25 protein-coding genes and 1 pseudogene are annotated in these 26,228 nt (G+C 66.5%); 17 read left to right on the top strand and 9 right to left on the bottom strand.

Annotated elements, in window-relative coordinates; genetic code table 11:
* Positions 1 to 191 precede the first annotated feature (191 nt).
* From NYR55_RS05825 to tatC, 7 genes are all read left to right on the top strand, one after another.
* Positions 192 to 1,016, top strand: coding sequence for a sulfite exporter TauE/SafE family protein (locus NYR55_RS05825; RefSeq protein WP_260020265.1), 825 nt, complete (start codon positions 192 to 194; stop codon positions 1,014 to 1,016).
* A 29-nt stretch (positions 1,017 to 1,045) separates the two neighbouring features.
* Positions 1,046 to 2,170, top strand: coding sequence for a histidinol-phosphate transaminase (locus tag NYR55_RS05820; RefSeq protein ID WP_260020264.1), 1,125 nt, complete (start codon positions 1,046 to 1,048; stop codon positions 2,168 to 2,170).
* A 169-nt stretch (positions 2,171 to 2,339) separates the two neighbouring features.
* Positions 2,340 to 3,083, top strand: a complete 744-nt coding sequence (locus tag NYR55_RS05815; protein WP_260020263.1) for a ScpA family protein — start codon at positions 2,340 to 2,342, stop codon at positions 3,081 to 3,083.
* Positions 3,070 to 3,660 (top strand): SMC-Scp complex subunit ScpB, encoded by a 591-nt coding sequence (gene scpB, locus NYR55_RS05810; RefSeq protein ID WP_260020262.1) that lies wholly within the window; start codon positions 3,070 to 3,072, stop codon positions 3,658 to 3,660. Before NYR55_RS05815 ends, scpB begins: the two co-directional genes overlap by 14 nt.
* A 300-nt stretch (positions 3,661 to 3,960) precedes the next feature.
* Positions 3,961 to 4,194: a twin-arginine translocase TatA/TatE family subunit gene (locus NYR55_RS05805; protein WP_260020261.1), complete on the top strand. Its 234-nt coding sequence runs from the start codon at positions 3,961 to 3,963 to the stop codon at positions 4,192 to 4,194.
* Between the two features lie 59 nt (positions 4,195 to 4,253).
* Entirely contained in the window at positions 4,254 to 4,703 is a 450-nt protein-coding gene (gene tatB / locus NYR55_RS05800) for a Sec-independent protein translocase protein TatB (RefSeq protein ID WP_260020260.1), read from the top strand.
* Positions 4,700 to 5,464 (top strand): twin-arginine translocase subunit TatC, encoded by a 765-nt coding sequence (tatC, locus tag NYR55_RS05795; RefSeq protein WP_260020259.1) that lies wholly within the window; start codon positions 4,700 to 4,702, stop codon positions 5,462 to 5,464. Before tatB ends, tatC begins: the two co-directional genes overlap by 4 nt.
* Positions 5,465 to 5,553: 89 nt before the next feature.
* Here the strand turns inward: tatC and NYR55_RS05790 are convergent, their stop codons facing one another.
* The 3 genes from NYR55_RS05790 to NYR55_RS05780 all read right to left on the bottom strand — a co-directional run bounded on the left by NYR55_RS05790 (position 5,554) and on the right by NYR55_RS05780 (position 7,688).
* Positions 5,554 to 5,688: an entericidin A/B family lipoprotein gene (locus NYR55_RS05790; protein ID WP_260020258.1), complete on the bottom strand. Its 135-nt coding sequence runs from the start codon at positions 5,686 to 5,688 to the stop codon at positions 5,554 to 5,556.
* Between the two features lie 258 nt (positions 5,689 to 5,946).
* Positions 5,947 to 7,533 carry a sensor histidine kinase gene (locus tag NYR55_RS05785; protein WP_260020257.1) on the bottom strand — a complete coding sequence of 529 codons (1,587 nt, stop codon included), beginning with the start codon at positions 7,531 to 7,533 and terminating at the stop codon, positions 5,947 to 5,949.
* Between the two features lie 8 nt (positions 7,534 to 7,541).
* Complete coding sequence (locus tag NYR55_RS05780; protein ID WP_260020256.1) at positions 7,542 to 7,688, bottom strand: NepR family anti-sigma factor; 147 nt, start codon at positions 7,686 to 7,688, stop codon at positions 7,542 to 7,544.
* 263 nt (positions 7,689 to 7,951) lie between these two features.
* Here NYR55_RS05780 and NYR55_RS05775 point away from each other — a divergent pair, with 263 nt between their 5' ends.
* Both NYR55_RS05775 and NYR55_RS05770 read left to right on the top strand, forming a co-directional pair.
* Positions 7,952 to 8,749, top strand: a complete 798-nt coding sequence (locus NYR55_RS05775) for a response regulator (protein WP_260020255.1) — start codon at positions 7,952 to 7,954, stop codon at positions 8,747 to 8,749.
* A 278-nt stretch (positions 8,750 to 9,027) separates the two neighbouring features.
* Positions 9,028 to 9,657: a sigma-70 family RNA polymerase sigma factor gene (locus tag NYR55_RS05770; RefSeq protein ID WP_260020254.1), complete on the top strand. Its 630-nt coding sequence runs from the start codon at positions 9,028 to 9,030 to the stop codon at positions 9,655 to 9,657.
* 23 nt (positions 9,658 to 9,680) lie between these two features.
* On the opposite strand, the gene NYR55_RS05765 is transcribed toward NYR55_RS05770, so the two are convergent.
* The gene (locus tag NYR55_RS05765) at positions 9,681 to 9,872 is read right to left on the bottom strand and encodes a hypothetical protein (protein WP_260020253.1); all 192 of its coding nucleotides are present in this window, start codon (positions 9,870 to 9,872) and stop codon (positions 9,681 to 9,683) included.
* Between the two features lie 63 nt (positions 9,873 to 9,935).
* Here NYR55_RS05765 and NYR55_RS05760 point away from each other — a divergent pair, with 63 nt between their 5' ends.
* The 7 genes from NYR55_RS05760 to NYR55_RS05730 all read left to right on the top strand — a co-directional run bounded on the left by NYR55_RS05760 (position 9,936) and on the right by NYR55_RS05730 (position 16,883).
* The gene (locus NYR55_RS05760) at positions 9,936 to 12,638 is read left to right on the top strand and encodes a bifunctional [glutamine synthetase] adenylyltransferase/[glutamine synthetase]-adenylyl-L-tyrosine phosphorylase (RefSeq protein WP_260020252.1); all 2,703 of its coding nucleotides are present in this window, start codon (positions 9,936 to 9,938) and stop codon (positions 12,636 to 12,638) included.
* Entirely contained in the window at positions 12,635 to 13,105 is a 471-nt protein-coding gene (locus NYR55_RS05755) for a peroxiredoxin (protein ID WP_260020251.1), read from the top strand. Before NYR55_RS05760 ends, NYR55_RS05755 begins: the two co-directional genes overlap by 4 nt.
* 21 nt (positions 13,106 to 13,126) lie before the next feature.
* Positions 13,127 to 13,927, top strand: coding sequence for a ferritin-like domain-containing protein (locus NYR55_RS05750; protein ID WP_260020250.1), 801 nt, complete (start codon positions 13,127 to 13,129; stop codon positions 13,925 to 13,927).
* 120 nt (positions 13,928 to 14,047) lie between these two features.
* Positions 14,048 to 15,259 carry a M23 family metallopeptidase gene (locus tag NYR55_RS05745; RefSeq protein ID WP_347709656.1) on the top strand — a complete coding sequence of 404 codons (1,212 nt, stop codon included), beginning with the start codon at positions 14,048 to 14,050 and terminating at the stop codon, positions 15,257 to 15,259.
* 69 nt (positions 15,260 to 15,328) lie between these two features.
* Positions 15,329 to 15,670, top strand: a complete 342-nt coding sequence (erpA, locus tag NYR55_RS05740; protein ID WP_260020248.1) for an iron-sulfur cluster insertion protein ErpA — start codon at positions 15,329 to 15,331, stop codon at positions 15,668 to 15,670.
* 14 nt (positions 15,671 to 15,684) lie between these two features.
* Positions 15,685 to 16,455: an exodeoxyribonuclease III gene (gene xth / locus NYR55_RS05735; protein WP_260021574.1), complete on the top strand. Its 771-nt coding sequence runs from the start codon at positions 15,685 to 15,687 to the stop codon at positions 16,453 to 16,455.
* Positions 16,456 to 16,619: 164 nt separating this feature from the next.
* Positions 16,620 to 16,883 (top strand): hypothetical protein, encoded by a 264-nt coding sequence (locus NYR55_RS05730; protein WP_260020247.1) that lies wholly within the window; start codon positions 16,620 to 16,622, stop codon positions 16,881 to 16,883.
* A 223-nt stretch (positions 16,884 to 17,106) separates the two neighbouring features.
* Here the strand turns inward: NYR55_RS05730 and NYR55_RS05725 are convergent, their stop codons facing one another.
* Positions 17,107 to 18,264, bottom strand: coding sequence for an N-acetyltransferase (locus NYR55_RS05725; protein WP_260020246.1), 1,158 nt, complete (start codon positions 18,262 to 18,264; stop codon positions 17,107 to 17,109).
* Between the two features lie 209 nt (positions 18,265 to 18,473).
* Between NYR55_RS05725 and NYR55_RS05720 the strand changes: the two genes are divergently transcribed.
* The gene (locus NYR55_RS05720; RefSeq protein ID WP_260021572.1) at positions 18,474 to 19,511 is read left to right on the top strand and encodes a fatty acid desaturase; all 1,038 of its coding nucleotides are present in this window, start codon (positions 18,474 to 18,476) and stop codon (positions 19,509 to 19,511) included.
* 27 nt (positions 19,512 to 19,538) lie between these two features.
* Here NYR55_RS05720 and NYR55_RS05715 read toward each other — a convergent pair.
* The 4 genes and pseudogenes from NYR55_RS05715 to trmB form a co-directional block, all read right to left on the bottom strand.
* Positions 19,539 to 22,874, bottom strand: a pseudogene (locus tag NYR55_RS05715) (error-prone DNA polymerase); the annotation flags it as partial.
* Positions 22,875 to 23,104: 230 nt separating this feature from the next.
* Positions 23,105 to 24,637 (bottom strand): DNA polymerase Y family protein, encoded by a 1,533-nt coding sequence (locus NYR55_RS05710; RefSeq protein ID WP_260020245.1) that lies wholly within the window; start codon positions 24,635 to 24,637, stop codon positions 23,105 to 23,107.
* Positions 24,552 to 25,346 carry a hypothetical protein gene (locus tag NYR55_RS05705; protein ID WP_260020244.1) on the bottom strand — a complete coding sequence of 265 codons (795 nt, stop codon included), beginning with the start codon at positions 25,344 to 25,346 and terminating at the stop codon, positions 24,552 to 24,554. Before NYR55_RS05705 ends, NYR55_RS05710 begins: the two co-directional genes overlap by 86 nt.
* 157 nt (positions 25,347 to 25,503) lie before the next feature.
* A complete protein-coding gene (trmB, locus tag NYR55_RS05700; RefSeq protein ID WP_260020243.1) occupies positions 25,504 to 26,184 on the bottom strand; it encodes a tRNA (guanosine(46)-N7)-methyltransferase TrmB in 681 nt (226 codons plus the stop codon).
* Positions 26,185 to 26,228 lie beyond the last annotated feature (44 nt).

Here is a 26,228-nt window from a genome sequence, read left to right as displayed (position 1 = left end):
GCCGCCCGCCGGATTCCCGGCGCGACAGAGGAACCCACGATAAACCTCGCCACCGCGTGACAGCCCGTACAGGGCGCCTCGGACAGGCAGGATCGGAGAGACCTGGTTTTCACCCTTTTGAAAGGGCGTCCCATGTCACGCGGGTTATTTGTTCGGAACGGTTCGGCGCGCCTCGCACACGGGGTGCGTGCATGACTGCTGACCTGCTGATCACCATTTTGGCCATGCTGGCCGCTGGCCTGCTCGCTGGCTTTGCCGCGGGCATTTTCGGCATCGGCGGCGGCTTCGTCGTCGTCCCGGCGCTGTTCCTGGTGCTGCCGCTGTTGGGCACGGCACCGAACGAGATCGCGCATGTCGCCATCGGCACGTCGCTGGCCACCATCGTCGTCACGTCCATCCGGTCGGTTCAGGCGCACGCCAAGCGCGGCGCGGTGGATTTCGACATGCTGAAAAGCTGGGCGCCGTGGATCGTGCTTGGCGTCGGCGCGGGCGTGGTACTGGCGGCGCGGGTGCCGGGCGGTGGCCTGGCCATCATCTTTGGCGGCGGCATGATGATCATGGCCGTCCATTTCCTGTTCCCGATGTTTGCCGGGCGTCAGGTGGCGCAGGCACTGCCCGGCGGCGCGGCAAAGGTGGGGATTGCCGGCGGCCTTGGCGCCTTTTCCTCGCTGCTTGGCATCGGCGGCGGCACCATCGCGATCATCGTGATGACGTTGTGCGGCAAGTCGATCCACCGCGCGATCGCCACCGCATCCGGCATCGGCTTCATCATCGCATTGCCCGGCGTGATCGGGTTTTCGATCATCGGGTGGAACATGCCCGGCCTGCCCTTTGGCTCGCTGGGTTACGTCAACCTGCCCGCGGCGGCGGCGATTACCGCCACGTCGATCTTTTCCGCGCCATGGGGGGCCGCGGCCGCCCATCGCCTTAGTCCCGAGATGCTGCGCCGCATCTTTGGTCTGTATCTGGTGTTTGTCGGCGCAATCATGATCCGCAACGGAATGCACGTGCTGTGAACAGCATGGCTGATCGAGGAGTTCAGACGATGACGATGACCATGTCCCGGCGGTCGCTGATCCGCGCCGCTTCCGCTGCCCCGCTGATCGCGGCGGCCGGCAATTCCACCTCTGTCTTTGCCGCCAGCGCCGCCGAACCGCCGCTGTTCGGGCCGGGCGATGGCGTGGCCCTGCTGTCGCGCAACGAAAACCCCTATGGCCCCGCGCCCAGCGCGCTGAAGGCGATGTACGATTGGTCGTCCAAGGGATGCTATTATGCCGAGGGGGGTGCCCAGCGGCTGACCGCGATGATCGCGGAAAAATTTGCCGTCACCCCGGACATGGTGCTGCTGGGCAGCGGATCGACCGAGGTGCTGTCCGCCACCGCGCTGGCATGGAAGGACAAGGGGTCCATTCTGGCCCCCGAACTGTTCTGGGACACGACGGTCGGTTATGCCGAACGCAAGGGGGCAAAGGTGATCCGCGTTCCCCTGACCGCGATGCTGGACACCGATCTGGACGCGATGGCCGCCGCGATGACGCCGGACGTCAAGCTGGTCCATATCTGCAACCCCAACAATCCGACGGGCGTCCTGATCGACAATGCCAAGCTGCGCGCGTTCATCGCCAAGGTGTCGCCCCAGGCGACGGTGCTGGTGGACGAGGCGTATAACGAACTGCTCGATTTCCCGGAGCAGAACAGCGTCGTCGACCTGGTGAAAAAGGGCGAGAACGTCATCGTCGTTCGCACCTTTTCCAAGATCTATGGCCTGGCCGGGCTGCGCATCGGTTATGCCATCGCATCGCCCAAGGTGGTTCAGGAAGTGCGCGGATATGAAATGAGCATGGGCGGCAACACCGCCGGCCTGGCCGCCGCCATCGCATCGTTCAACGACACCGCCTTCACCACCTATTCCAAGGCAAAGGTGACGGAGGGCCGCCAGATGATCGAGGCCGCGGTGAAGAAGGCCGGGCTGACCGCCCTGCCGTCGCAGACCAATTTCGTGTTCGTGAAGGTGCCCGACGCCAACAAGCTGCGCACCGCGATGGCCGACCGCCAGATCATGATCCGCGGCGCCTATGGCAAATGGACCGAATGGTCGCGGGTCAGTTGCGGCAAGATCGAAGATGTGGAACGCTATGCCTCTGCCCTGCCGCAGATCATGCAGGCGTAAGGGCGATACGTCCCCATTTGAGCGGGGGGCGTTGGAGGGGACGGGTCGGGCGTGGGGGCGCCCGGCCCGTTTTCGTTTGCGGTTATGGCGAAGGGCGGCCCCGGTCCCATGCGGCGGAATTGCAAAAGCCGGGGATGACAAATCGCCCATCCCCTGCTGATATGACGGGATGGGCGAGGGGGAAGCCGATACGCTGACTGTGGACGTGGACGGGTGGGAAGGGCCGCTCGACCTGTTGCTGGCGCTTGCCCGGACGCAGAAGGTTGATCTGCGCCAGATTTCGATCCTGGCGCTGGTCGATCAGTATCTGGCCTTTATCGCCGAGGCGCGCGCGCTGAAGCTGGAGGTTGCGGCCGATTACCTCGTCATGGCGGCCTGGCTCGCCTATCTGAAATCCGGCCTGTTGCTGCCGCGCGATCCCGATGTGGAGCCCAGTCCCGAAGAACTTGCGCTGCGCCTGACGTTGCGGCTGGAGCGGCTGAACGCGATGCGGGAGGCGGGCGCCCGGCTGATGGCGCGCGACCGGCTGGGCCGCGACGTTTTTGCCCGCGGCGCGCCGGAGGGGCTGCGCACGGTGCGCCATGCGGTGTGGCAGGCGGAAATCTATGACCTGATCGCGGCCTATGGCCGGGTGAGCGCGCGCAGCCGCCCGGTGCTGCACGTGGTTGCCCGCCGCCCGGTGATGACGCTGGAAACCGCGCTGGAGCGGGTGTCCGCGCTGGTCGGGGCGCGGATCGACTGGGCGACGCTGGACAGTTTCCTGCCCGATGCGGTCGATGCGGGGTATCGCCGGTCGGCGCTTGCCTCCAGCTTTGTCGCCGCGCTTGAACTGGCGCGGCAGGGGCGGGTGGCGCTGCGCCAGCAATCGCCGTTTGCCCCGCTCTATGTCAGGGCCGCCGATGCAGCCGGATGACCCCGTGGCCGACGAGGCGAAGCGCGCGGTGGAGGCGGTGCTGTTCGCATCCTCCGCGCCGATGACGATTGCGGAGATCGCGGCCCATGTCGGGCCGGACACCGATGTGCGCGGCGCGATCGACCGGCTGACCGGCGATTATGCCGGGCGGGGCGTCGTGCTGGTCCGGCGCGGCGACCGGTGGCATTTCGAGACGGCGGGCGACCTGGCCCATTTCCTGCGCCGCGACCGGGAAGAGCCCCGCAAACTGAGCCGGGCGGGCATCGAGACGCTGGCCATCATCGCCTATCACGAGCCGGTAACCCGCGCCGAGATCGAGGCGATTCGCGGCGTTCAGATCAGCAAGGGAACGATCGACGTGCTGATGCAGGCCGGATGGATCCGCCCCGCCGGCCGGCGCGAGGTGCCGGGCCGGCCGCTGACCTATGCCACGACGCCGGCGTTTCTGACGCATTTCGGCCTGTCGAGCCGCCGCGACCTGCCCGGTATCGACGATTTGCGGGCCGCAGGACTGCTCGATCCGGTCGATCTCGCCTTTGAGCAGCTTGAGGTGGAAAAGCCCGACGAAGACGCCTAGGCTCCAAACTCGACCGGGACATGGTCGAGACGGAGCGGATTTTGGTGCACGGCTAGGCGCAAGGAGGGAGCGATGCCGAAGCATCGTGACCGACGCGCAACGACGCCGTGGGCCAAAATCCGCCCGCCGCTTTGCGATCGCCCGTCGAAGGCCGCCGAGCATCGTCGCTTGCTTGCGCGTAGCGTTGGCTACGCGACTGCGCTGCGCTTCTTGTCGGCGGCGTTCGACGGGCGATCTCGATCCTTGTCCCGGTCGGGTTTGGAGCCTAGATGCGGTGGGCGGATTCGAGGAGATTTTCCGATGGGTGGTATGAGCCTGATGCACTGGCTGGTCGTTGCCGTGCTGGTCATCCTGTTGTTTGGCGGCAGCCGCTTTTCCAACATGATGGGCGACGTCGCCAAGGGTATCAAGAATTTCAAGAAGGGCATGGCCGAGGACGATAGCAAGCCGGAGGCCGAACCGACCCGGATCGAGGGACAGCGGGTCGACCCGACGCTGGACCGCGACGCCGACCGCGCCCGCGACGCACGCTGATTTCTCGCTGACCGGGACGACGAACGCCATGCGCTGGACGATCGGCGGATTGCGCCACGATGTTTGACGTCGCACCGACGGAATTGATGCTGGTGGCGATCGTTGCGCTGCTGGTGATCGGCCCAAAGGATCTGCCAAAGGCGATGCGGTTCGTCGGCCAGTGGGTCGGCAAGGCGCGCGCGGTGACGCGGCAGTTCCGCGCCGGGTTCGACAATATGGTGCGCGAGGCCGAGCTGGCCGAGATGGAAAAGAAATGGGCAGAGGAAAATGCCCGGATCATGCGGGAATTCCCGTCCGTCGATGCATTGCCCGCCCCCCATCGGCCCGAAGCCGACGGGACGGCGGCGGCCGAGCCGGTTGTCGACCCCTATGCCGACGCGCCTGCATTGCAGACGCCCCGGCCCGACATCGTCGATAGCACGCCGGACGCACGCGATCCGGCATCCTCTGCACCGGCCGATCAGCCGGCCCCCGCCGTTCCGCCCGCACCGGATGCCCCCCGCCCGTGAACGAGATTGACGATAGCCAGGCACCGCTGCTGGACCACCTGATCGAGCTTCGCCGACGCCTGCTGTTCAGCGTGATCGCGCTGGTGATCTTCTTTTTCATCGGCTTCACCTTTGCCAAGCCGATCTTTGGCGTGCTGGTTCAGCCGCTGGCCGATGCGGGGCAGAACAAGCTGATCTATACCCAGATTTTCGAGGCGTTTCTGGTGAAGGTGAAGGTGGCATTCTTTGCCGCGCTGATGCTGTCCTTTCCGGTGATCGCCAACCAGTTGTGGCAGTTCGTCGCCCCCGGCCTGTACCGGCGGGAGAAGAAGGCGCTGCTGCCGTTTTTGCTGGCGACGCCGGTGCTGTTCACCATGGGAGCCTGCCTCGCCTATTTCATCGCCATTCCGGTCGCGCTCACCTTTCTGCTGGGCATGGAGGGCGATCTGGGCGGCGGGGTGACGCAGGAGGCGCTGCCATCCGTTGGCAACTACCTTGATTTCGTGATGCAGTTCCTGTTCGCCTTTGGCCTGGCGTTTCTGCTGCCGGTGCTGCTGATGCTGCTGGAGGCGGCGGGCCTGATCACGCGGGCGCAGCTGAAAAGCGCGCGGCGTTATGCGATCGTCGGAGCGTTTGCGATCTCGGCCGTGCTGACTCCGCCCGATGTGGGATCCCAGCTGTTGCTGGCCGTGCCGCTGGTCATTCTGTACGAGCTGGCGATCATCGGCATCTGGTTCACCGAAAAGCGCCGCAAGCGCGAGGATACGGCTGTAGAGGGCTGAGGTAGGCCCAGTTCACGCAACAAGCCGACAAAAAATGGGGCCGTGGTTTCCCACGACCCCAGCTTGGGACCGACTGCACTCAGAAACGATTATTTCGCGCCGCTCGCGGTGTCCGCAACGGTGTCGCCGACCGACTCGACGTCGCGGCCGACGCCTTCGACGGTGTTGCACGCGCTGACCAACAGGGTTCCGGCCATCAGGGCCATTGCGACGACTTTACGCATGATCATGCTCCATTCTTAACTCGCCCGATCAAAATGCTTTGAGCCGGATATGGTTCCAAGCCGGTCCGGCGGAGCGAGAAACGCAGATTTTTCCTGGAAAAAACGCCCGGAAATGAATGAACCCGGATGCGCCGCCGGGGGGGGAGGGTCGGGCACATCCGGGTTCTGTTCTTGGACAGCGAGAGCGGGGGGCGTTGATCGCTATCCGAAGGTTATAACGGTGCGGGTCGTTTCGGGTTCCATCCCCCGAAACATTTTTTATCCGTTCACCCGGCGACGGGCGGCGATGGCGATTTCATAAGCGCCGACCAGCGGATCGTGGTGCAGCGTCGCGCGAAGCTGCCGCGACAGGCCGGTCATCACGCGGCCATAGCGGCTGTCATACAGCTCGCGGAACTCGGCATTGTCGACCAGACCATTGGAACTGACGCGCAGAATGGCCAGGCCCTCCTGTTCCTCATCGGGATTGATCGAGATGGTGATGGCGGGCGAGGGGGTGGCCTGCATTGCCAGTTCGATCAGCTCGGTAATCAGGAATGCGACGGCGACGGCAACATCCTGCGATACCAGCAGCGGGGCGATGTCGATGCCGATCGTCATCCGCGATGCGGTTTCCGGTGCCGTGGCGCGCAGGTTCGACGCCAGTTCGCCGATCACCGAGCGCAGTTCCAGCCCCTGATTATCCTCAAGTTCCGCAAAATGATGGCGATGGACCACTGCCAGGGCATCCACTCGCCGCTGGATCAGGGCATAGGCCTCCAGCGCCGCGGGGACGGGGGCGGCGCGCGAATGGAAATTGATCAGGCTGGCAATCACCTGAAGGTTGTTCTTTACCCGGTGATGCACTTCGCGGGTCAGTTTCGTCTGGCGCGACAGCCCGTCGGCCAGATCGGTCTGGTGCTGCTGAACGGTGCGTGAGATATCGGCAAAGGTGCTGCCAAGATCGGCCAGTTCCTGCGACGAGATCGTACCGAACTGCGCCGCATCGATGACGTCGCCCGGCCGATAGGCGCGCACGCCGGCATGAACCAGGCGCAGTGGACGGATCAGCAGCCGGTCGACGACGAACCAGCCGATGATTGCCGCCGCGGCCCACATCAAGAGCGGCAGCAACAGGGCGATCAGCAGGGCAGAGGTGACGGCCGGCCCGCGCATCTGCAATTCAAGCCGCAAGCCGTCCAGGCCCAGCTGCGCGCGGACGCGGTCGACCCGGTCCAGCCATCCGCTGCGGGGCAGCGGCTCCAGCTGAAGGGTCTTGTCCTCATGGATCAGCGTGGTTCCGAATGCGGAGAGAAATCCCTGCGGCCGGGCCGAGGCGGCGACCATCGGGCGCGGATAGAGCGCGACGGCCCGGACGCCATTCATGCCGCTGGCCAACAGCATCAACCCATTGTCGGTCAGCCTGACCTCCGGTCCGCTGACCATGGGATCGGGCGCCCCAATGCCCGCGATCGCCGTTCCGCAGAGAAGTCGGCCGTCCCTTGTCAGGATGGCAAAAACGGCACCCTGCGCCGATTGCGCGGCAAAGACGCCCCGAATTCTGGCACAACTGGCCGCATCGTCCGGGTTTTCCGCCAGCGCCTGTGCTGCAACCGACAGGGCAGTGATATCGCCGACCAGTTCGATGGAAAGGGCGCGTGCGGCATCGGTGACAGCGGCCTGCATGCGTTCCGCCTGGTCGCGGTCCACCTGTCGTGCGGTCTGCAGCGTCGCGGACAGGGCAATTACCGCCAGCGGGAACAGGGCCCCGGCAAGGATCAGGAATACGCGGGTGCCCGTCGGCCAGCGGGATCGGCCCGGGGTGATCGATCCCGGGTCAGGTTCTTGCCGACCCGGCGAGTTCATGGCCGGGTTCAGGACAATTTGTTGAGCAGATCGAGCAATTCGCGCGGAATGCTCTCGTCAACCGCATCATGATAAACGGCACGCAATGCGTCGCCGACATCCCGTGCGGCCGCAGGTTTCCGGCTGCCCGGTTTGGTTGTCTGTGCGTCCGTCACTGCCTTGCCCGTCCGTTTATCCGTCGATCCCACACCGTCCCCCTGGCCACCTTGCAGCGTCGAATATCCCTGTTGGCATCAACCCGTCTGCTGCAGCATTTTCAAGATGTATCTGCGCGCATGAAACCAAAGAGCGGGTCGTTTGTTCCATGCCTGGATGCGATTGCGCTTGCGTACCGATTTTCATGCGCGATCAATCAGACTAACATCGCGCTGCGGAACCGATCAGGGGGGCCGTTCGCTGGAATGGAGAATGAAAAAATATGTCGCTCGGACAGCAGCTTGCGCCGCACTTGCCCTTTCTTCGCCGTTACGCCCGCGCGCTGACCGGCAGTCAGACCCACGGGGATCACTATGTCCGCGCCGCGCTGGAAACGATTGTCGAGGCGCCGGAAGAATTTCCCGACGTCGCGCCGCGTCTTGGCCTGTACCGGGTGTTTCAGTCGATCTGGATGTCCGCAAATGCGGATGACCTTGCCAAGGCATCGGGCTTTGCCGAAGAGCATGAGGCGGTCGCCCGTGCCCGGCTGGCACGGCTGGCGCCGTTGTCGCGGCAGGCATTGCTGCTGACCGCGATGGAAGGCTTTACCAACGAAGACACCGCCTATCTGCTCGATACCGACATTGACGAGGTCGAGCTGCTTGTCACCGATGCGCTGAACGAAATCGAGCGCCAGACCCGCGCCCGCGTGCTGATCATCGAGGATGAGCCGATCATCGCCATGGACCTGGAAACCATCGTCCGCGATCTGGGCCATGAAGTGACCGGCGTCGCGGTGACCCGTGACGAGGCGGTGGCGCTGGCGATGGAGGATCGGCCCGGACTGGTGCTGGCGGACATTCAGCTGGCGGACGACAGTTCCGGCATCGATGCGGTGAAGGACATCCTGTCCGAGTTCAACGTGCCGGTGATCTTCATCACCGCCTTCCCCGAGCGGTTGCTGACAGGTGAGCGGCCGGAGCCGACGTTCCTGATCACCAAGCCGTTCCAGCGTTCGACGGTCAAGGCGGCGATTTCGCAGGCGCTGTTCTTTGATCAGAGCACCGTTCCGGCGAACTGATCGCAAAAAACTCGGGGTCGATACGGACCCAATATGGTTTTGGGGGGTTCTGGTCTTATGGTTGACGATCAAGACGCCCCCCATATTTCCGCCCAGGACGCCCGGGCAGGATCAACGCCGCACATGACGCGATATATCCTCGGAGTATCGCTGGTCTTGGTAATCACACTGTTCGCCCTGCTTCTGCTGGCTTGACGCTGGCGAAACAGCCTATGACGATGGTGATGCAGGGGAGTGGCCGCATGTGCGGTGATGGGGCATCGGCGCGTGGAGTTTCCGTGACAGACGATTCCGATTTCGAGCAGGACGAGCCGCGCGCGCCGGTTGAGCCGCTGGATGACAATGCGTTCAAGAAGGAACTGGCGACCGTCATTCCGCATTTGCGCGCATTTGGCCGGTCCCTGTCGGGCAACCGTGATCTTGCCGACGACCTGGTGCAGGAAACGCTGATGAAGGCGTGGGCCGCGCGCCAGCGGTTTCAGGCGGGCACCAACATGCGCGCATGGACGTTCATCATCCTGCGCAATCTGTATCTCAGCCAGATGCGCCGTGCCCGGTTCAAGGGCGAATGGGACGATCTGGTCGCCGACCGCCTGCTGGCCGCGCCGGCGGGTCAGGACCGGTATCTGGAGCTGGACGATATCCAGCGCGCACTGTTGCACCTACCCGAAGCGCAGCGTGAGGCGCTGATCCTCGTCGGCGCGGGCGGCTTTGCCTATGAAGAGGCGGCTGAAATCTGCGGCGTTGCGGTCGGCACGATCAAGAGCCGTGTCGCACGCGGGCGTGTTGCGCTGGAGCAGTTGCTGAACGATGGACAGTTGCCGCGCCGGTCGGAATCGCCCAACACGGCGCTGGGTGCGCTCGATTCAATTCTGGATGATGTGGAGACGCTGAGCCGCGACCGCTGACGCGGGTTAAGCTCGGCAGCGACCTAATCGTGGCGACGGGGCGCCCGAGGATCGCGTTCGTCCGCACGAATGTCGATTTCCATCAGCAGCGCCACCATGTCGTCGGGCAAGCTGCGCATGTCGCCATAAGCCGAACGCAGCGCCGGCGACAGCCGATCCGCAATGCGCGGTCGATCGATCGGGATCGTCTTTGGCTGGGGGGCGGCTCGGGTCATATTCGATAAACGCTGCACAGGCTGTTTCGTTGCTCAACGCTTCGGAATATGTCCGGTTTTGGGATGGATATGAACATCGACCAGGGTCGCTTTGCCGACGCATTGCATCGGTTGGACCGATATTCGCCGTTCCTGCGCAGGCTGGCCGAACGGTTTCCCGACATCGCGGCCGATCCCATGCCCTGGATCGACGATCCGCTGGGCAGGATCGAGCCGATTCTGGCATCGGCTGACCCCGCGCCGCGCCGCCTGCGAATCGCCCGCGCGCAGATCGCACTGGCCGTTGCCATCGGCGACCTGTCGGGCGCGATGCCGCTGGAGTCGGTGGTCGCCGCGCTGACCGGATTTGCGGACCGCGCGCTGCACGAGGCGATCCGGATCGCCATTGCGGAACGGACGCCGGATGCGGACCCTGTCGGCTTTTGCGCCATTGCATTGGGCAAGCAGGGCAGCGGCGAACTCAACTATTCCTCCGATATCGATCCCATCCTGCTGTACGATCCCGATAGCTTGCCCGTGCGACCGGGCGAGGCGGCGGACGAGGCAGCGGTGCGGATCGCCCGCCGGGTCATCGACCTGCTGCAGACGCGCGACGGCGATGGCTATGTCCTTCGCGTCGACCTTCGCCTTCGTCCTTCGCCGGAAGTGACGCCGATCGCGCTGCCGGTGGGCGCGGCGATCAGCTATTATGAATCGCAGGCGCTGCCGTGGGAACGCGCAGCGTTTATCCGCGCCCGCGCGGCGGCTGGCGATATCGACCTTGGCGAACGGTTTCTGGACGCCATCCGGCCCTTTGTCTGGCGGCGATCGCTGGATTTCGGGGCGGTTGCCGAGCTGCGCCTGATGTCGCGCCGTATCCGCGACCATTATGCGCAGGGCCAGCGGCTTGGCCCCGGGTTCGACCTGAAGCGCGGGCGGGGCGGCATCCGCGAAGTCGAATTCTATGCCCAGATCCATCAGTTGATCCATGGCGGCCGCGACCCGGCCCTGCGCAGCGGTACGACGCTGCCCGCGCTGGCCGCGCTGGCCGAGGCAGGCTGGATCGATGCGTCGGTGGCGGCCACCATGGCGGATGGATATCGCCTGTTGCGGACGATCGAGCACCGGTTGCAGATGATCGACGATCGCCAGACGCATCAGCTGCCGGTGCAGGCGGAGCCGCTGAACGCTGTGGCCGGCCTACACGGCCTGGCCGACGGGGATGCGCTGATCGCCCTGCTGGCGCCGGTGTGCGGACCGATCGGCACCGCGTACGACGCGCTGGATGACGGGCGGGAGGAGCGGTTTCCGGTCAATGCCGACGATCTGGACCGGTGGCTGACCGAGAATGGCTTTGCCGAGCCGGATCAGGCGGTCCGGCGGCTGGCGGCGTGGCGATCCGGGGGGTATCCGGCGCTGCGCAGCCCGGCGGCGCAGACCGCGCTGGAGGCGGCATTGCCCGGCATCATGGCGGCACTGGCCGCGGCGGCCGATCCGCAGGCTGCGCTGGTGCGGCTGGACACGCTGTTGTCCCGCCTGCCCAGTGCGATCAACCTGTTTCGGTTGCTGGAGGCGCAGCCGGCGTTGGCCCGGCTGCTCGGCGCGATCCTGGCCCATGCGCCGACGCTGGCCGATGCGCTGGGGCGGCGGGCCGATCTGCTGGACGGGTTGATCGATGCGTCCGCGCTGGACCCCATCGGCAGCATCGAGGCGCTGGCCAAGGATATGCGGCGGGGCGATGCCCGCGATTATCAGGCGCTGCTGGATCAGGTGCGGCAGGTGGTGAACGAGCGCCGATTTGCCCTGGGGGTTCAGATCGTGGCGGCGGCGGCCGACCCGCTGGACGTGTCGCGCGGCTATTCCCGGGTTGCCGAGGCGGCGGTCGAGGTGCTGGCACAGGCGACGATCGAGGCGTTTGCGGAGCGCCATGGCAGGGTGCCGGACAGCGAGCTGGTAATCCTGGCGCTGGGGCGGCTGGGCGGCGGGGCGTTGACCCACGCATCGGACCTTGACCTCATCTTTCTGTTCACGGGCGATTATCTGGCCGAAAGCGACGGCGAGAAGCCGCTGGGGGCGGTGCTGTATTACAACCGGCTGGCGCAGCGGATCATCGGCGCGCTGTCGGTGGCGACCGCATCCGGCCCGCTGTACGAGGTTGATACCCGGCTGCGCCCATCCGGGACGCAGGGGCCGATTGCCGTGTCGCTTGCCGGATTTGACCGGTATCAGCGCGAAAGCGCGTGGACATGGGAGCATATGGCGCTGACCCGCGCGCGGCCGGTGTTCGGTTCCGATGCCGCCCGGGCCGCAGTGCAGGCGGCGATCGACGCCGTGCTGGCCGGCGACCGTCCGGAGCGGGACATTGCGCAGGAGGCGGGGGCGATGCGGGCGGAGATGGCGGCCCACAAGCCGCCGCAAGGGCCGCTGGACGCCAAGCTGTTGCCCGGCGGCCTCGTTGATCTGGAATTTGCGGTACACAGCCTGCAACTGATCCACCGCACGGCGTTTTCGGCGGACCTGCGTTTGGCGATCGGCGCGCTGATCGCGCAGGGGCTGTTGCCCCCCGCGATGGAACAGGCGCACGACCTGCTCAGCCGCCTGCTCGTCACGCTGCGCCTGGTCGCGCCGGATGCGCAGGAGCCGCCGGTGGCGACCCGCGGCCTGATCGCCCGCGCCGTGGGATGCGAGGATTGGCCGACGATGCTTGCACGGTTCGAAGCGGTGCGGCAGGAGGTCGTCGCCTGTTGGGCGGCCATCGCCGGGACGGGCGCAGCGGAGCAAGAATGATGACGATAGCGATTGGCGATCGCCTGCCTGATGTTGCCCTGACCCTGTCCGATGACAGCGTCGTCCGGTTGCCCGATTATGCCGGAAAACCGCTGGTCCTCTATTTCTATCCCAAGGACGATACGCCCGGCTGCACCAACGAGGCCAAGGATTTTTCCGCGCTGGCCGGGGAGTTCGCGGCTGCTGGCGTCACCGTGCTGGGCGTGTCCAAGGATACACCGGCCAAGCATCGCAAGTTCATCGCCAAATACGACCTCAACCTGCTGCTGGGCAGCGATGGCGACGACAACAGCGTGCTGTCGGCATTCGGCGCCTGGGTCGAAAAATCCATGTACGGCAAAAGCTATATGGGCATTGATCGATCCACATTCCTGTTCGCGGCCGATGGCACGCTGGTGCGCGAGTGGCGCAAGGTGAAGGTCAAGGGCCATGCCGACGAGGTGCTGGCCGCCGCCCGCGCGCTATAGGCGGAACGTCCGGTTCCCGGCATGACCCGTCAGAGCATTGCATCGTCGGCGCGCACCGTCCTGATCGCCAGCGATCCGGTGGACAAGGTGATGGCCGCGCGCGCCACGGCCCGTGCCTGGCGTCGCGGTCAGCTTGACCACCGGTTCGACGTGGCGATGCCCGACCGGCCGGGACGGCCCGCCGCCCCGGAATTGCTGCCCCCCAACCGGATGCCGAAACGCGGCAAGGCAGGGTCGCTGCGCGGGCGGATCGCGCTGATCCACGCGCTGGCGCATATCGAATTTGTCGCAATCGACCTGGCGTTCGACCTGATCGGCCGGTTCGGGGACCAGTTTCCGCGCGAGTTCGTGGATGATTGGATCGCGGTCGGCGCGGATGAGGCGATGCATTTCGCCCTGCTCGACCGGCGGCTGAGGACGCTGGGTAGCCATTATGGTGAAATGCCCGCGCATGACGGGTTGTGGGAGGCGGCGATCGCGACCGCCGACGATGCGCTGGCCCGGCTGGCGGTCGTGCCGATGGTGCTGGAGGCGCGCGGCCTGGACGTGACGCCAGCGACGATCGAGCGGATGGAGGCGGCCGGGGACACGGGCACCGCGCGCATCCTGACCCGCATTCTGACCGACGAAATCCGTCATGTCGGCGCAGGGACGCGGTGGTTCGAATCGGGTTGTGCGGTGCAAAACCGGGACCCGCGAACCCATTGGAAAAGCTTGGTCAACAGGCATTTCCGCGGTGCGGTTAAGCCACCGTTCAACGACTCGGCGCGGTGCCAGGCCGGTTTGACGCGCGATTACTACCTGGCTCTTGCAGAAAGCTGACGCAGCCGGTCTGTACTGTGCATCCGGAGCGGGGGGGTGCCACCCGGATCCATGTTACGCATGACCGCCATTGGGCGGCTGCACAAAGCGGGTCGCAGAACGTACATGATGCAAACAACGTTGAATTCATCGAACGCCACCCTGAGTGAGCGGTTCCGGGATTTCTTCGTAACCCGTGATTTTCTGTTTCATGACGGCCGGGGCCTTCGCCGGTTCAGCCTGAGCGGCCGGGTGCAGGCGTGGATCGCCGGCGCTGCCGCTGTCCTGTTCCTGCTGTGCCTGTATGGCGCGGTGTCCGCCACCACCCAGGCGCTGATCGCCAGCGGCGCGCTGGGCGACCAGACCCCCGCCGCCAAGGTTGCCCGCATGGAGCGCAAGGTTGCGCAGATGCAGTCCGATGTCGTCCGCCTGCGCCGTGCCGCAGCGGTGCAGGCCGCCCGCGTCGAAAAGCGGCAGGCTTTGCTGGCCGCCGCGCTGACCGGCGACACGCCCGATGCCGAGACGCTGCGTGCCGCGTTTCTGAACCATGACGATGGCGAATTCCACAATGAGCAGCTGGCCAGCGCGGTGCTCGCGCCGTTGCAGCGCGTGGAACAGGGCCAGGCCGCACTGGCGGCGCAGGCCCGCCGCACGCTGGACGCGCGCTATCGCCTGACCGCCAGCAGCCTGCGCCGGATGGGCCTGGACCCCGCCCGCCTGACCCCGGTTCGCGGCGCGATGGGCGGCCCGTTCGAGCCGGTCGAGGATGTGGCCACTGCGGGTGATGCAACCGCGCCTGCCCCCGGCACCGAAGCCGACGCGCAGTTCCGTTCGCTGTTCATGAGCTGGAAGAAGCTGGATTCCCTGGAACAGGCCGTGATTGCGGTGCCTGCGGCTCAGCCGGTGGACAATCTGACGCTGACCAGCACCTTTGGCGTGCGTTCCGATCCGTTCCGCGGCACCGCCGCCATGCACGCCGGGATCGACATTCCCGGCCCGATCGGCACGCCGATCTATGCCACCGCCGACGGCGTGGTCGGCCGGTCCGGCCGCTATGGCGGCTATGGCAATCTGGTCGAGATCAACCATGGCAAGGGGATCGAGACGCGGTACGGCCACCTGTCCAAGATTATGGTCGAGCCGAACACCCGCGTGCGCCGCGGCCAGATCATCGGCCTGATGGGTTCGACCGGCCGTTCCACCGGCAGCCACCTGCATTACGAAGTCCGCATCGATGGCCGCGCGGTCAACCCGGTCCCCTATCTGCAGGCGCCCGCCACGCTGCTGGCGGCGCAGGAGCGCGCCGCTGACGACAGCGTTTCGGTCGGCGGCCCTGCCGGCGCCAGCAAGTAAGATCGCGATCGGCCGGGCGCGGATGCCCGGTCCATTGCCCCGTCGCCTTGCAGCGCCTATTTCCCGTTCATGGCTGAACAACCCTCCCCCGAATTCGAACTGACCCCTGCCGCCGCGGCGCGCGTGGCGTGGATTGCCGAGCGGCAGGCCAAGCCGGCGGTGCTTCGCCTGTCGGTGGAGGGGGGCGGCTGTTCCGGGTTTCAGTACCGGTTCGGCCTGGCCGAAACCGTCGAGCCGGACGACCGGGTTGCGGAGACGGACGGCGTGCGGCTGGTCATCGATCCGGTCAGCCTGGACCTGGTGCGGGGCGCACGGGTCGATTTCGTCGAATCGCTGGGCGGCGCGGCGTTTCAGGTGAGCAATCCCAATGCGGCGGCCGGTTGCGGCTGCGGCACCAGCTTTTCGATCTGACGGCCGCCGTTCCGGTGAAGATCGTCAGTTACAACATCAATGGCATCAAGGCGCGGATGCCCCGGCTGGTCGATTATCTGACCGAGGAGCAGCCGGACATCGTCTGTCTTCAGGAAGTGAAGTCGGCCGATCCCGAAACGCTGGCCGAACCCATCCATGCCGCCGGGTATCGCGGTGTCTGGCATGGGCAAAAGGGGTTCAACGGCGTCGCCATCCTGACGCGGGGCGATGCGCCGACGCTGATCCGCAAGGGACTGGATGGCGAGCCGGAGGATGAGCAGAGCCGGTATATCGAGGCGGAGGTCGGCGACCTGATCGTCGCGTCCATCTATCTGCCCAACGGCAATCCGCAGCCGGGCCCGAAATTCGATTACAAGCTGCGCTGGATCGACCGGCTCCACGCCCGTGCCGCAGAACTGCTGGCGATGGAGCGGCCGGTGATTTTGGCTGGGGATTACAACATCATCCCCAATGACGACGACGTGTTTTCGGTGTCCGCCATGGCGCAGGACGCATTGATGCAGCCCGAATCCCGTGCGGGGTATCGCGCGCTGTTGGCGCAGGGGTGGACCGATTCGCTGCGCACCCGGTTCCCGGCCGGTGGTGCATGGACCTATTGGGACTATCAGGCCGGCGCATGGCAGCGCGATAATGGCTTTCGCATCGACCATCTGTTGCTGAGCCCGCAGGCGGCCGACCGCTTTGTCGATGCCGGGGTGGACAAGGCGCATCGCGGACGGGAACAGGCGAGCGACCATGCCCCGACCTGGGTTCGCCTTCGCTGAACCGGCATCCGCCGACTATTGGCATAATTCCCCGCAGCTTGGCAAAAAGAGCCAAACCCGATTTTGCTAAGTCATTGAATATACATGGTCGCAGTGTTTGGCACGGCTAATGCACTGTCGTTGGCACAGGCAACTGCCCCCGCCTGTGACAAGGGAGGAATACCATGTTTCGTGCCGTCAAGCTGCTGTCCGCCACCGCGTCCGCCATCATCGTCGCCGCCACGTTCGGCGCCGTTGCCCAGGCCCGCCTGCCCGAGCCCAAGCCCGCCCCGGCGGTTGCCAAGCAGGACGCGGTGCATACGCCCAAGGCCAAAAAGGGTCCGCGTTACTGCATCGACACCGAATCGACCGGTTCGCGCATCGTCCGCCGCGTGTGCCAGACCCGCGACGAGTGGCTGCCCCTCGGCGTCGATCCGCTGAAGCTGTAATTGCCATCGGCCTGTCCCGCGCCGTCCCCAGCGGCGTCGGGCCGGGTCCGACATCGGTCGCCGGTTGCCGGGGGATCGGCATGGCGACTTTGCCCCGTCGCCCGATCTGGTCCCAACCCAGCCGGGCGGCAAACCTGGGCCCGATTGCCGGCCGCGCTGCTGCCCCAACACAGCAGGCTGCGATCGGGCCCTTTTCATTATACCCGTGCGGTGCGTCAGCGGATCAGAGGCTGCGCGCGTACAGTTGATAGACGCGGTTGACCTTTGCCTCGATTGCGTCGGCAATTGCCTTCATCCCCTGATTATCATCGAGGATCCAGCCGATCTCGCCGCGCCGCGCGCCGAATTTCGCCACCGCGTCGCGGCGGATATATTCGATCATCATGAAGGCAAGCTGGCTCGCCATGCGCGAGGATTGCAGCCGCTTGACCACGCCCATCAGCGGGACGCGCATCGTCCGGGCCTTTGGCCTGCGCAGCCACCAGAGCAGGCGGATGAAGTTGAACGGGAACAGCTTGCCGTCGAACGGGGCAATCGCCTCGTTCAAATCGGGCAGGGTGATCATGAACGCCACCGGCTCGCCGTCGATTTCGGCGATGCGGATCAGATCCTCGAACACCACGGGTTTCAGCTTCTTGCCGACATCGTCGATTTCCGGCTGGGTCAGCGGGACAAAGCCCCAATTGTCCGACCATGCGTCGTTGAGGATCGCCAGGATCGTCGCCGCCTCTTCGGCAAAGCGGGATTTGTCGACCCGGCGGATGCGGATCTTGCTGCTTTTTTCCCCCGCCGCGACGATGCGGTTGACCAGCGCGGGAAACCCGTTGGTGATATCGAGGTCATAGGTCAAAAGCTGCTTGACCGGGGCATAGCCCGCCGCCTCGATCCATGGCTGATATTCGGCGCGGTTGTGGCCCATCATCACCGTGGGTGGATGGTCGTGACCCTGAATCAGCAGGCCCGGCTCTTCCCAGATCGACAGGCTGACCGGGCCGACGGCGCGGGTCATGCCCATTGCGGCCAGTTCCGCCTCTGCCCGCGCGATCAGGGCATGGGCGACGGCTGCGTCCTCCGCCTCGAACATTCCCCAAAAGCCGGTACCGGGGCCAAAGCCCTGATCGGCCGGCATTTCCAGCGCCAGCCGGTCGATATGCGCGCTGATCCGGCCGACGGTGCGGCCATCGCGTTCGGCCAGGAACAATCGCGCCTCGGCATGGCTGAACCAGCCATTTTTTGCCGGATCGATGCGCTCGGCCATTTCCTGACGCAACGGCGGAACCCAGTTCGGGTCGTCGCGGTTCAGGCGATAGGCGAGGTCAATGAACGCCTGACGATCGGCTTTGCTCTCCACGGGGCGAACGGACAGTTTCGGATCGGCCACGGCTGCCCCTCTTGAACTTGGGGCGGTCAACGCCCTTGTTAACGGCTGTATCGTCAAGCGAGCACGCTCGTTCGATGTCAAGAGCTGATGGCGCTGGCGACGCCACCATGCTGCCATGTTTGTTCGCCATGAGTGTTGGTGTCATGAACGCTTATGCCAGTCTCGACCGGCGGGATGCCGAACGTGTTGCAGTGCCTGCGGGCGCTGGAATGACGCGCGGCCGTGTGGCCGATGATCGCCAGATGTTGCGGACGGCGGCCGAATTGAGCCGCGATCTGCACCGTGCCCGCCCGGCCATTTACTGGACCGACCTGATCGCATCGGCGCTGCTCGGCTATGCCGCGCTGGCGCTGGCGATCGGCCTGTCGTCCGGCGTTGCGGCGCTGGCGGCGGCGACGGTGGCTGTGTTCGCGCTGTATCGCGCGGAAAGCTTCATTCACGAACTGACCCATGTGAAGCATGACCAGCTGCCCGGCTTTCGCACCGGCTGGAACCTGCTGATCGGCATTCCGCTGTTCGTGCCCAGTTTCCTGTACGAAGGGGTGCATCAGCTGCACCATGCGCGTCAGCGGTACGGCACGGCGCAGGATCCCGAATATCTGCCGCTGGCGCTGATGAAGCCGTGGAGCGTGCCGCTGTTCGTGCTGGTTTCCGCGCTCGCCCCGCTGGCGCTGATGATCCGCTTTGCGGTGCTGACCCCGCTTGCCGCGCTGTTTCCGGCGGTGCGCAACGCCCTGATCCATCGCTGGTCGGCGCTGTCGATCAACCCCGATTTCCGTCGCCGGATGCCGGAAGGACCGGCGGCGCGCCAGTGGCGCTGGCAGGCGGCGGGTGCCAGCCTGTGGGCCAATGCGCTGATCGCGGGCATGATTTTCGGTGTTATCCCGGTGCGCGCGTTCGTCATCTTCATGGCGGTGCTCAGCATGGCGGCGGTGGTCAATCAGGTGCGCACGCTGGTCGCGCATCTGTGGGAAAATGACGGCGAGGAACTCAGCCTGACCGCGCAGTATCTCGATTCGGTCAATGTGCCGCCGCCCGGCCTGTTGCCGTTCCTGTGGGCGCCGGTGGGCCTGCGCTATCATGCGCTGCATCACCTGTTGCCCGGCGTGCCCTATCATTCGCTGGGTGAGGCGCATCGCCGGCTGGCCCGCACGCTGGAACCGGATTCGGCCTATCACCGCGCCAATTATGCGGGGCTGGCCCCGCTGGTCGGCGCGCTGGTGGCCAAGACGGTCCGTCGCGGCTGAACCCCGGCGGGCCGGCCAGCGCCGGTCCTAATGAAAATCCCGCGATCCCAGCAGGATGCGCATATCGCGCGGATGCCGGTTCTGGCCGACGGGCCGCGCCACTTCGTCGACCGGGCATAAGGGCGGGCGGGGCGCATCGTCCGACAACAGGCCGAGCAGGCCGGTGCGGTCCTGAACCCGGTTGGCCATCAGGTGGACGACCCCCTCCGGGCTGCGCTGAACCTGGCCGGACACGACCATCAGCCGCGATGCCATGACTTCGCGGCGGAACCGTTCGAACAATCGTGCCCAGAGCAGGATGTTGGTCACGCCCGTCTCATCCTCGATCGTGATGAAGATGGCGTTGCCCTTGCCCGGCCGCTGGCGGACCAGCACCACGCCGCCGGTGCGCACGAACGCCCCCGCCTTTGCCGCACTGGTTTCCGCACAGGACAGCACGCCCTCTGCCCGCAGGGTCGGGCGGATGAACGTCATCGGATGATCCTTCAGCGACAGGCGGAAGCTTTGATAATCCGTTGCCACTTCCTCGCCCAATGGCATGGCGGGCAGGGCGATGGCGGGCTCCTCCCCCAGTTCGCGGGCGCGGGCGGCGGCGAACAGCGGCAGTTCGCCGGATGGCGTCCGCCGCGCCTCCCACAGCGCCGCGCGGCGGTTCATCGCCAGCGAGCCAAAGGCATCGGCATCGGCCAGCAGGCGCAGCGCACGGGCGGGCAGGCCGGCCCGCCGCGCCAGATCCTCGGTCGAGGCAAAGCGGCCCTCGTCCCGCGCCGCCGCCATCGCATCGGCCCATTCCTGGCGGAAACCGTCAATCTGACGCAGCCCCAGCCGCAGCGCCAGAGCATCGCCGTCCGGCTCCATGTGCGAATCCCAGACGCTGTGATTGATGTCGATCGGCCGCACCACGACGCCATGGTCGCGCGCGTCGCGGACGATCTGCGCCGGGGCGTAAAAGCCCATGGGCTGCGAATTCAGCAGCGCGCAGGCAAAGATGCCGGGGTGATGGCATTTGATCCAGCTCGACACATAGACCAGCCGGGCAAAGGACAGCGCATGGCTTTCGGGAAAGCCATAGCTGCCGAACCCCTCGATCTGGCGATAGCAGCGTTCGGCGAAATCGGCGGTGTATCCGCGCGATGTCATGCCGCCGATCATCTTGTCGCGGAACACATCGATGCCGCCGCGATTGCGGAACGTCGCCATGGCGCGGCGTAGCTGGTTCGCCTGTGACGGGGTGAATCCGGCGGCGGTGATGGCCAGCTTCATCGCCTGTTCCTGGAAAATCGGCACGCCATAGGTCCGGCCGAGCAGGTTCCTCAGCTCATCGGGATCGTGCGGCGGGCAGGGCGATGGATATTCCGCCGCCTCCAGCCCCGCCCGCCGCCGCAGATAGGGATGGACCATGTCCCCCTCGATCGGGCCGGGCCGCACGATCGCCACCTGCACGGTCAGGTCATAGAGCGAACGCGGCTTCAGGCGCGGCAGCATGTTCATCTGTGCCCGGCTTTCCACCTGAAACACGCCGATGCTGTCGCCCCGTTCCAGCATGGCATAGACGGCGGGATCGTCCGCCCGGATATCCACCTCCAGCGTGTGATTCCCCAGGCCATGGTCCGCCATCATGGCAAAGGCGCGGCGGATGCAGCTGAGCATCCCCAGTGCCAGCACATCCACCTTCATGATGCCCAGCGCGTCGATATCGTCCTTGTCCCATTCGGCAAAGGTGCGATCCGCCATGGCGGCATTGTGCAGCGGCACCGTTTCGTCCAGCCGGTCCTGCGTCAGGATGAAACCGCCGACATGCTGGGACAGGTGCCGGGGAAAGGGCGCGGCCAGCAACTGGCCCGACAGGTCGATCAGGCGACGGATTTCCGGCGCATCCGGATCGAACCCGGCATCGGCAAAGCGTTTTTCCGGCATTTCGCGGCTGAAACTGCCCCAGACGGTGGAAACGATGCGGGCGGTCACATCCTCGCTAAGGCCCAGCGCCTTGCCCACTTCGCGCACCGCGCTGCGCGGGCGGTAATGGATGACGGTCGCGGCGATGGCGGCGCGGTGGCGGCCATAGCGGCGATAGACATATTGCATCACCTCCTCACGCCGTTCGTGTTCGAAATCGACGTCGATGTCGGGCGGCTCGTTCCGCTCCTCCGACACGAACCGGGAAAAGAGGAGGTCATGTTCGGACGGGTCGACCGAGGTGACGCCCAGCAGGAAACAGACGATGGAATTGGCCGCGCTGCCCCGTCCCTGGCACAGGATCGGCGGATCCTGAGCCCGCGCGAACACCACCAGATCATGGACGGTCAGGAAATAGCAGGCATAATTCTGTTGCCGGATCAGCGCGAATTCCTCGTCCAGCCGCCGGCGCACATCCGGCGTCAGATCGGGGCCATAGCGGGCATGGGCCGCTTGGATGACGATATGTTCCAGCCATGCCTGCGGCTCCCACCCGTCCGGCACCGGTTCGTGCGGATATTCATATTTGAGCTGTTCCAGATCAAAGCCGATGCCGTCCAGGAACCGGATCGTCTCATCCAGCGCGCCGGGATGATCGCGGAACAGCCGGGCCATTTCCTGCGGCGGTTTCAGGTGGCGTTCGGCATTCACCTCCACCCGGGTGCCCGCCGCCGATATGGTCACGCCGTCCCGGATACAGGTCAGAATGTCGTGCAGCGGGCGTTCGTGCGGCGCGGCATACAGGACATCGCCGGTGGCTAGGACCGGCACGCCAGCCTCTGCCGCGATCGCTGTCAGCCCAGCCATCCGCCGCGCATCGCGCCCCCGCCGCTGCATCGCCCCGCCCAGCCACACCCGGCCGGGCGCAATCCGGGCCAGCCGGGCAAGCAGCGCGGCCAGCCCGTCCGGTTGCACCAGCGCCAGCGGCGGCACCGGATCGGCGCTGTCATGATCGACGGGATTGCGGCGTTCGCGCTGCGGCGTGGCGGTGCTGGTCGGCAGGACGATCAGCTGCAGCCCGTCCTGAAACGCCAGCAGATCGGGCAGGCGCAGGATGCAATCGCCCTTTTCCGCGCGCAGATTGCCGGTGGTCAGCAGCCGGGTCAGCCGGCCCCATGCCGCGCGATCGACGGGATAGGCGACGATATCCGGCGTGCCGTCGACGAACACCAGCCGCGCGCCGACGACGAACCGGGGCAGGGGGCGGCAATCGCCAGCCTCTGCCTGCGCCTCCCGCACCCGTTTCAGCGCGCTCCAGGCGCGGACCACGCCTGCCACCGTGTTGCGATCGGCAATGCCGATGCCCGCAAGGCCAAGATCGACCGCACGCAGGATCAGATCGGCGGGGTTCGACGCCCCGCGCAGGAACGAGAAATGCGTGGCGGTGACCAGTTCGGCAAAGGGTGGGGGCTCGCCTGGCTGTCGAACAGCCCGCGCCGCTGGAACAAAGGGAAGGACACACCCTGATCCTCCCCCTGGCGGGGGAGGTAGCGTCGAAGGTGTCGGAGGGGGTGGAACCCCGGCGATTGGGTCTCCGCCCCCTCCGTCACGCTGGCGCGTGCCACCTCCCCCTGGCGGGGGAGGATCATTCTGTCCCCCGCTCACGCGAACAGGCGTTTCTGTCGGGCCTTCTTCGCTCACGCGAACAGGCCGTGGACATACCAGCGGGGATCGGCGCGTTCATCGCCATACAGGCCGTGGCGGAACAGCCAGAAGCGGCGGCCGCGCACATCCTCTACCCGGTAATAATCCCGCGTCAGACCGGGATCGCCCGGCGCGCGCCGCCACCATTCGGCGCTGATCCGTTCCGGCCCCTCGGCCCGTGCCACTTCGTGCAGGGTCCGGCGCCAGCGGAATCGCTGGGGCGGCCCGTCGGGCAGGCCGGCGATCACCTCGACCGGCTGGGGCGGATCGAACAGGTGAACGGGACGCAGCGGCGGCTCGCCCGCTTCCGGTTCGGGCCAGGGGGCGGGCGCCTGAACATCCATGGCGGGCAGGGCGAGCGACGCCTGTTCGGGCATATGGCTGTCGCGCGTGACGAACCGGCGCACCCGCTGGCGACCGACGCGGGTGCTGAGCCGGTCGATCAGCGCGGCCACCGCCTCTTCCCGCGTCTCGCCCCCCTCCAGTGCCAGTTGAGCGGCAGCCAGCGGCTCGTCCTGCGGCACGGCCAGCCGGATCATGTCGAACCCGAAACCGGGGTCGATGGGATCGGCCAGCGCTCCCACCCGTTCTTCGAACAATCGCTGAATCCGCGCCGGATCGCGCAGGGGAAGGCCGCTTTCGACGGAAAGGTCGATGACATGGCCATCGCTGCGATACAGGCGCGCGACAAAGCGGCGTCCGCCCCGGCGGCGTTCCTCAAGCGCGGCCGACGCCTCGACCGCCAGTTCGCCGATCACCGCCATGGCAGTGTCGGCCGTCGCAATCGGTTCGGCAAAGCGGCGCTCAAGCATCAGCGCAGGCAGCGCGCGGCGCGGGGTGATGCGGCTGTCGCTGCGCCCCAGCACCCGGTTCAGCCGATCGATAGCCTCTGTCCCGAACCGCGCGGCAAGCGGCGCCGGCGGCTGATCGGCCAGATCGCCGATGGTCTTCAGCCCCGCCCGGCGCAGGCCATGTTCGCTTTCGCTGTCCAGTTCCAGCGCACTGACCGGCAACCGGCGCAGCGCCGCTGCCTCATCGCGCGCGGGCGCGGACTGGAACCTGGCGAGCGCCCTTGCCCCCTCTGGCGTTGCCGCCATCGCCAGCCGGATACCGCTGGCCCAGCGCCGCATCGCTGCCGATACATCCGCGATCAGCCCCGCCTCGCCATCATGGCGGTGCAGGCATCCGGTCATGTCGAGCACCAGGGCGTCTGGCGGCTCCGCCTCGACCAGCGGCGTGAACCGGTCGCACGCATCGGCGATCCGTTCCAGCCATTGCCGGTCGGCCGCCGGATCGGCGACCACCGTGATCAGCGCCGGCACCCGCGCCTGTGCATCGGCCAGCGTCATGCCGGGGGCAAGGCCATGCGACAGCGCATCGGCATCGCACGCGGTCAGCCGCATGGCGCCGCGCTGCTGGTCGATCAGGACCAGCGGGCCGTCATCCCGCCTGGCGAAGGGGCGATCGCGCAGCAGCCGGTCGGTCGGCAGGAACGGGAACCACAGCGCCAGGAAGCGCCGCTGCATCCCCGTTCCGCCAATCGCATAATCGTCCCTGTTCACGGTTCCACTCCACGCGCCAGTGGCCGCCATCCGGTCGGCCGCGCTGGCGCATCAATTCGATATCCCAGGCCGGATGGCCGGGGGCATTGGCGGCCAGCGGGACGGACGGGGCCGCCGATACCCGCCACCGTGTCTGCGCCGCATTGGGCGATGCCGCGCCGTCCAGCCGCAACAGGATCGCGGTGACCCCGTGCGATTCGGCCGCCAGCGCCAATCGCCGGCTGGCCGTCAGGTCGAGGGCGCGGGGATCGCCCGCCAGTTCGATCGCCACCGCGCCCAGTGCCGGACAGCGAAGGCCATCCACCGCCGCCCGCAGCACCGCCGCCGCATCGGGCAGCACGCCGACGATCAACCGCGCCGGGTCCATGCCGATCGCGGCCAGCCCGGACGGGCACAGCGCCCCCGCCATCCGCCAGGCCGGTTCCTCGACCAGCCACAACATCTCCCCCCCGATCAGCTGAGCGCACAGCGCCGCAAATCCCGATCCGCTGCCCGCATCCGCCGATGTCGCCAGCACCTCGTGCAACCGGCCGCGCATCAACCCACCGCCCAGCGCGCGGTCGATCGCCGGATGCCCGGTCGGCGAGCGGTCGGCCGGCCGCGCATCGACCAGCGGCCCCCGCCGTTCGATCCTGGCGATCCTGCGCCGGACAAGGCGAAGCGATTCGGACATATGTTCTACTTATGTTCCAAACGGGGTCCGCGTCAACGCCGCCTGAAATCGCTGTTCCGGGAAAGGGGGGCGCGCAGCACGACGCCGCGCCCGGTCAGCGGACGGGCGGAACCGGCGCGATCCCCGCGCCGTGCCTTACCGTATCAGCGATCCGGCGTCAGACGCGCCGGTAGCGGAAATACCAGACCTCGTGCCCCTGCCGCCGGGCCTTTCGCTCATAGCGGGTTTCGGGCCAGTCATCGGGCCGTGTCAGGAAATCGGTGGCGCTGGTGGCCAGCCATTCGAAATCGCGGCGTTGGTTCATCACCATCATCGACCAGCGGCAATAGGTGGGATCGTCGGTGCCCAGCCGGAATTCCGCGCCCGGTTTCAGCTTGGCGGCGATCAGGTCGAGCGGGCCGTGATTGACCATGCGCCGTTTGGCATGGCGCGCCTTTCGCCACGGATCGGGGTGGAGCAGATAGACGCGGGTCAGGCTGGCATCGGGCAGCCGCTCGATCACTTCCAGCGCATCGCCCATGTGCAGCCGCACATTGGTCAGCCCGCCATCGCGGATATGGCCCAGCGCGCCGACGACACCGTTCAGGAACGGTTCGCACCCGATAAAGCCATGGTCGGGCCGCATCGCCGCCTGTCCGGCCAGATGCTCGCCCGCGCCGAACCCGATTTCCACCTCCAGCGGGCGGTCATCGCCGAACAGCGTTTCTGCCGTCACCGGCCCGCTGTCGGGTACGCTGACCTGTGGCAGCAATTCCTCGACCAGCGCGGACTGGCCCTGACGCAGCTTGTGCCCCTGGCGTCGGCCATACAGGCGGCGGATGGTCGTCGGATCGTTCATGGCCGTGCGCTTTGGCGACAACCGGCCGCCGGGGCAAGCCGCGC

It is taken from the genome of Sphingomonas sp. BGYR3 (assembly GCF_025153455.1).
Classification (GTDB): domain Bacteria; phylum Pseudomonadota; class Alphaproteobacteria; order Sphingomonadales; family Sphingomonadaceae; genus Sphingomonas.
This window is presented reverse-complemented; position numbering and strand designations above follow the sequence as displayed.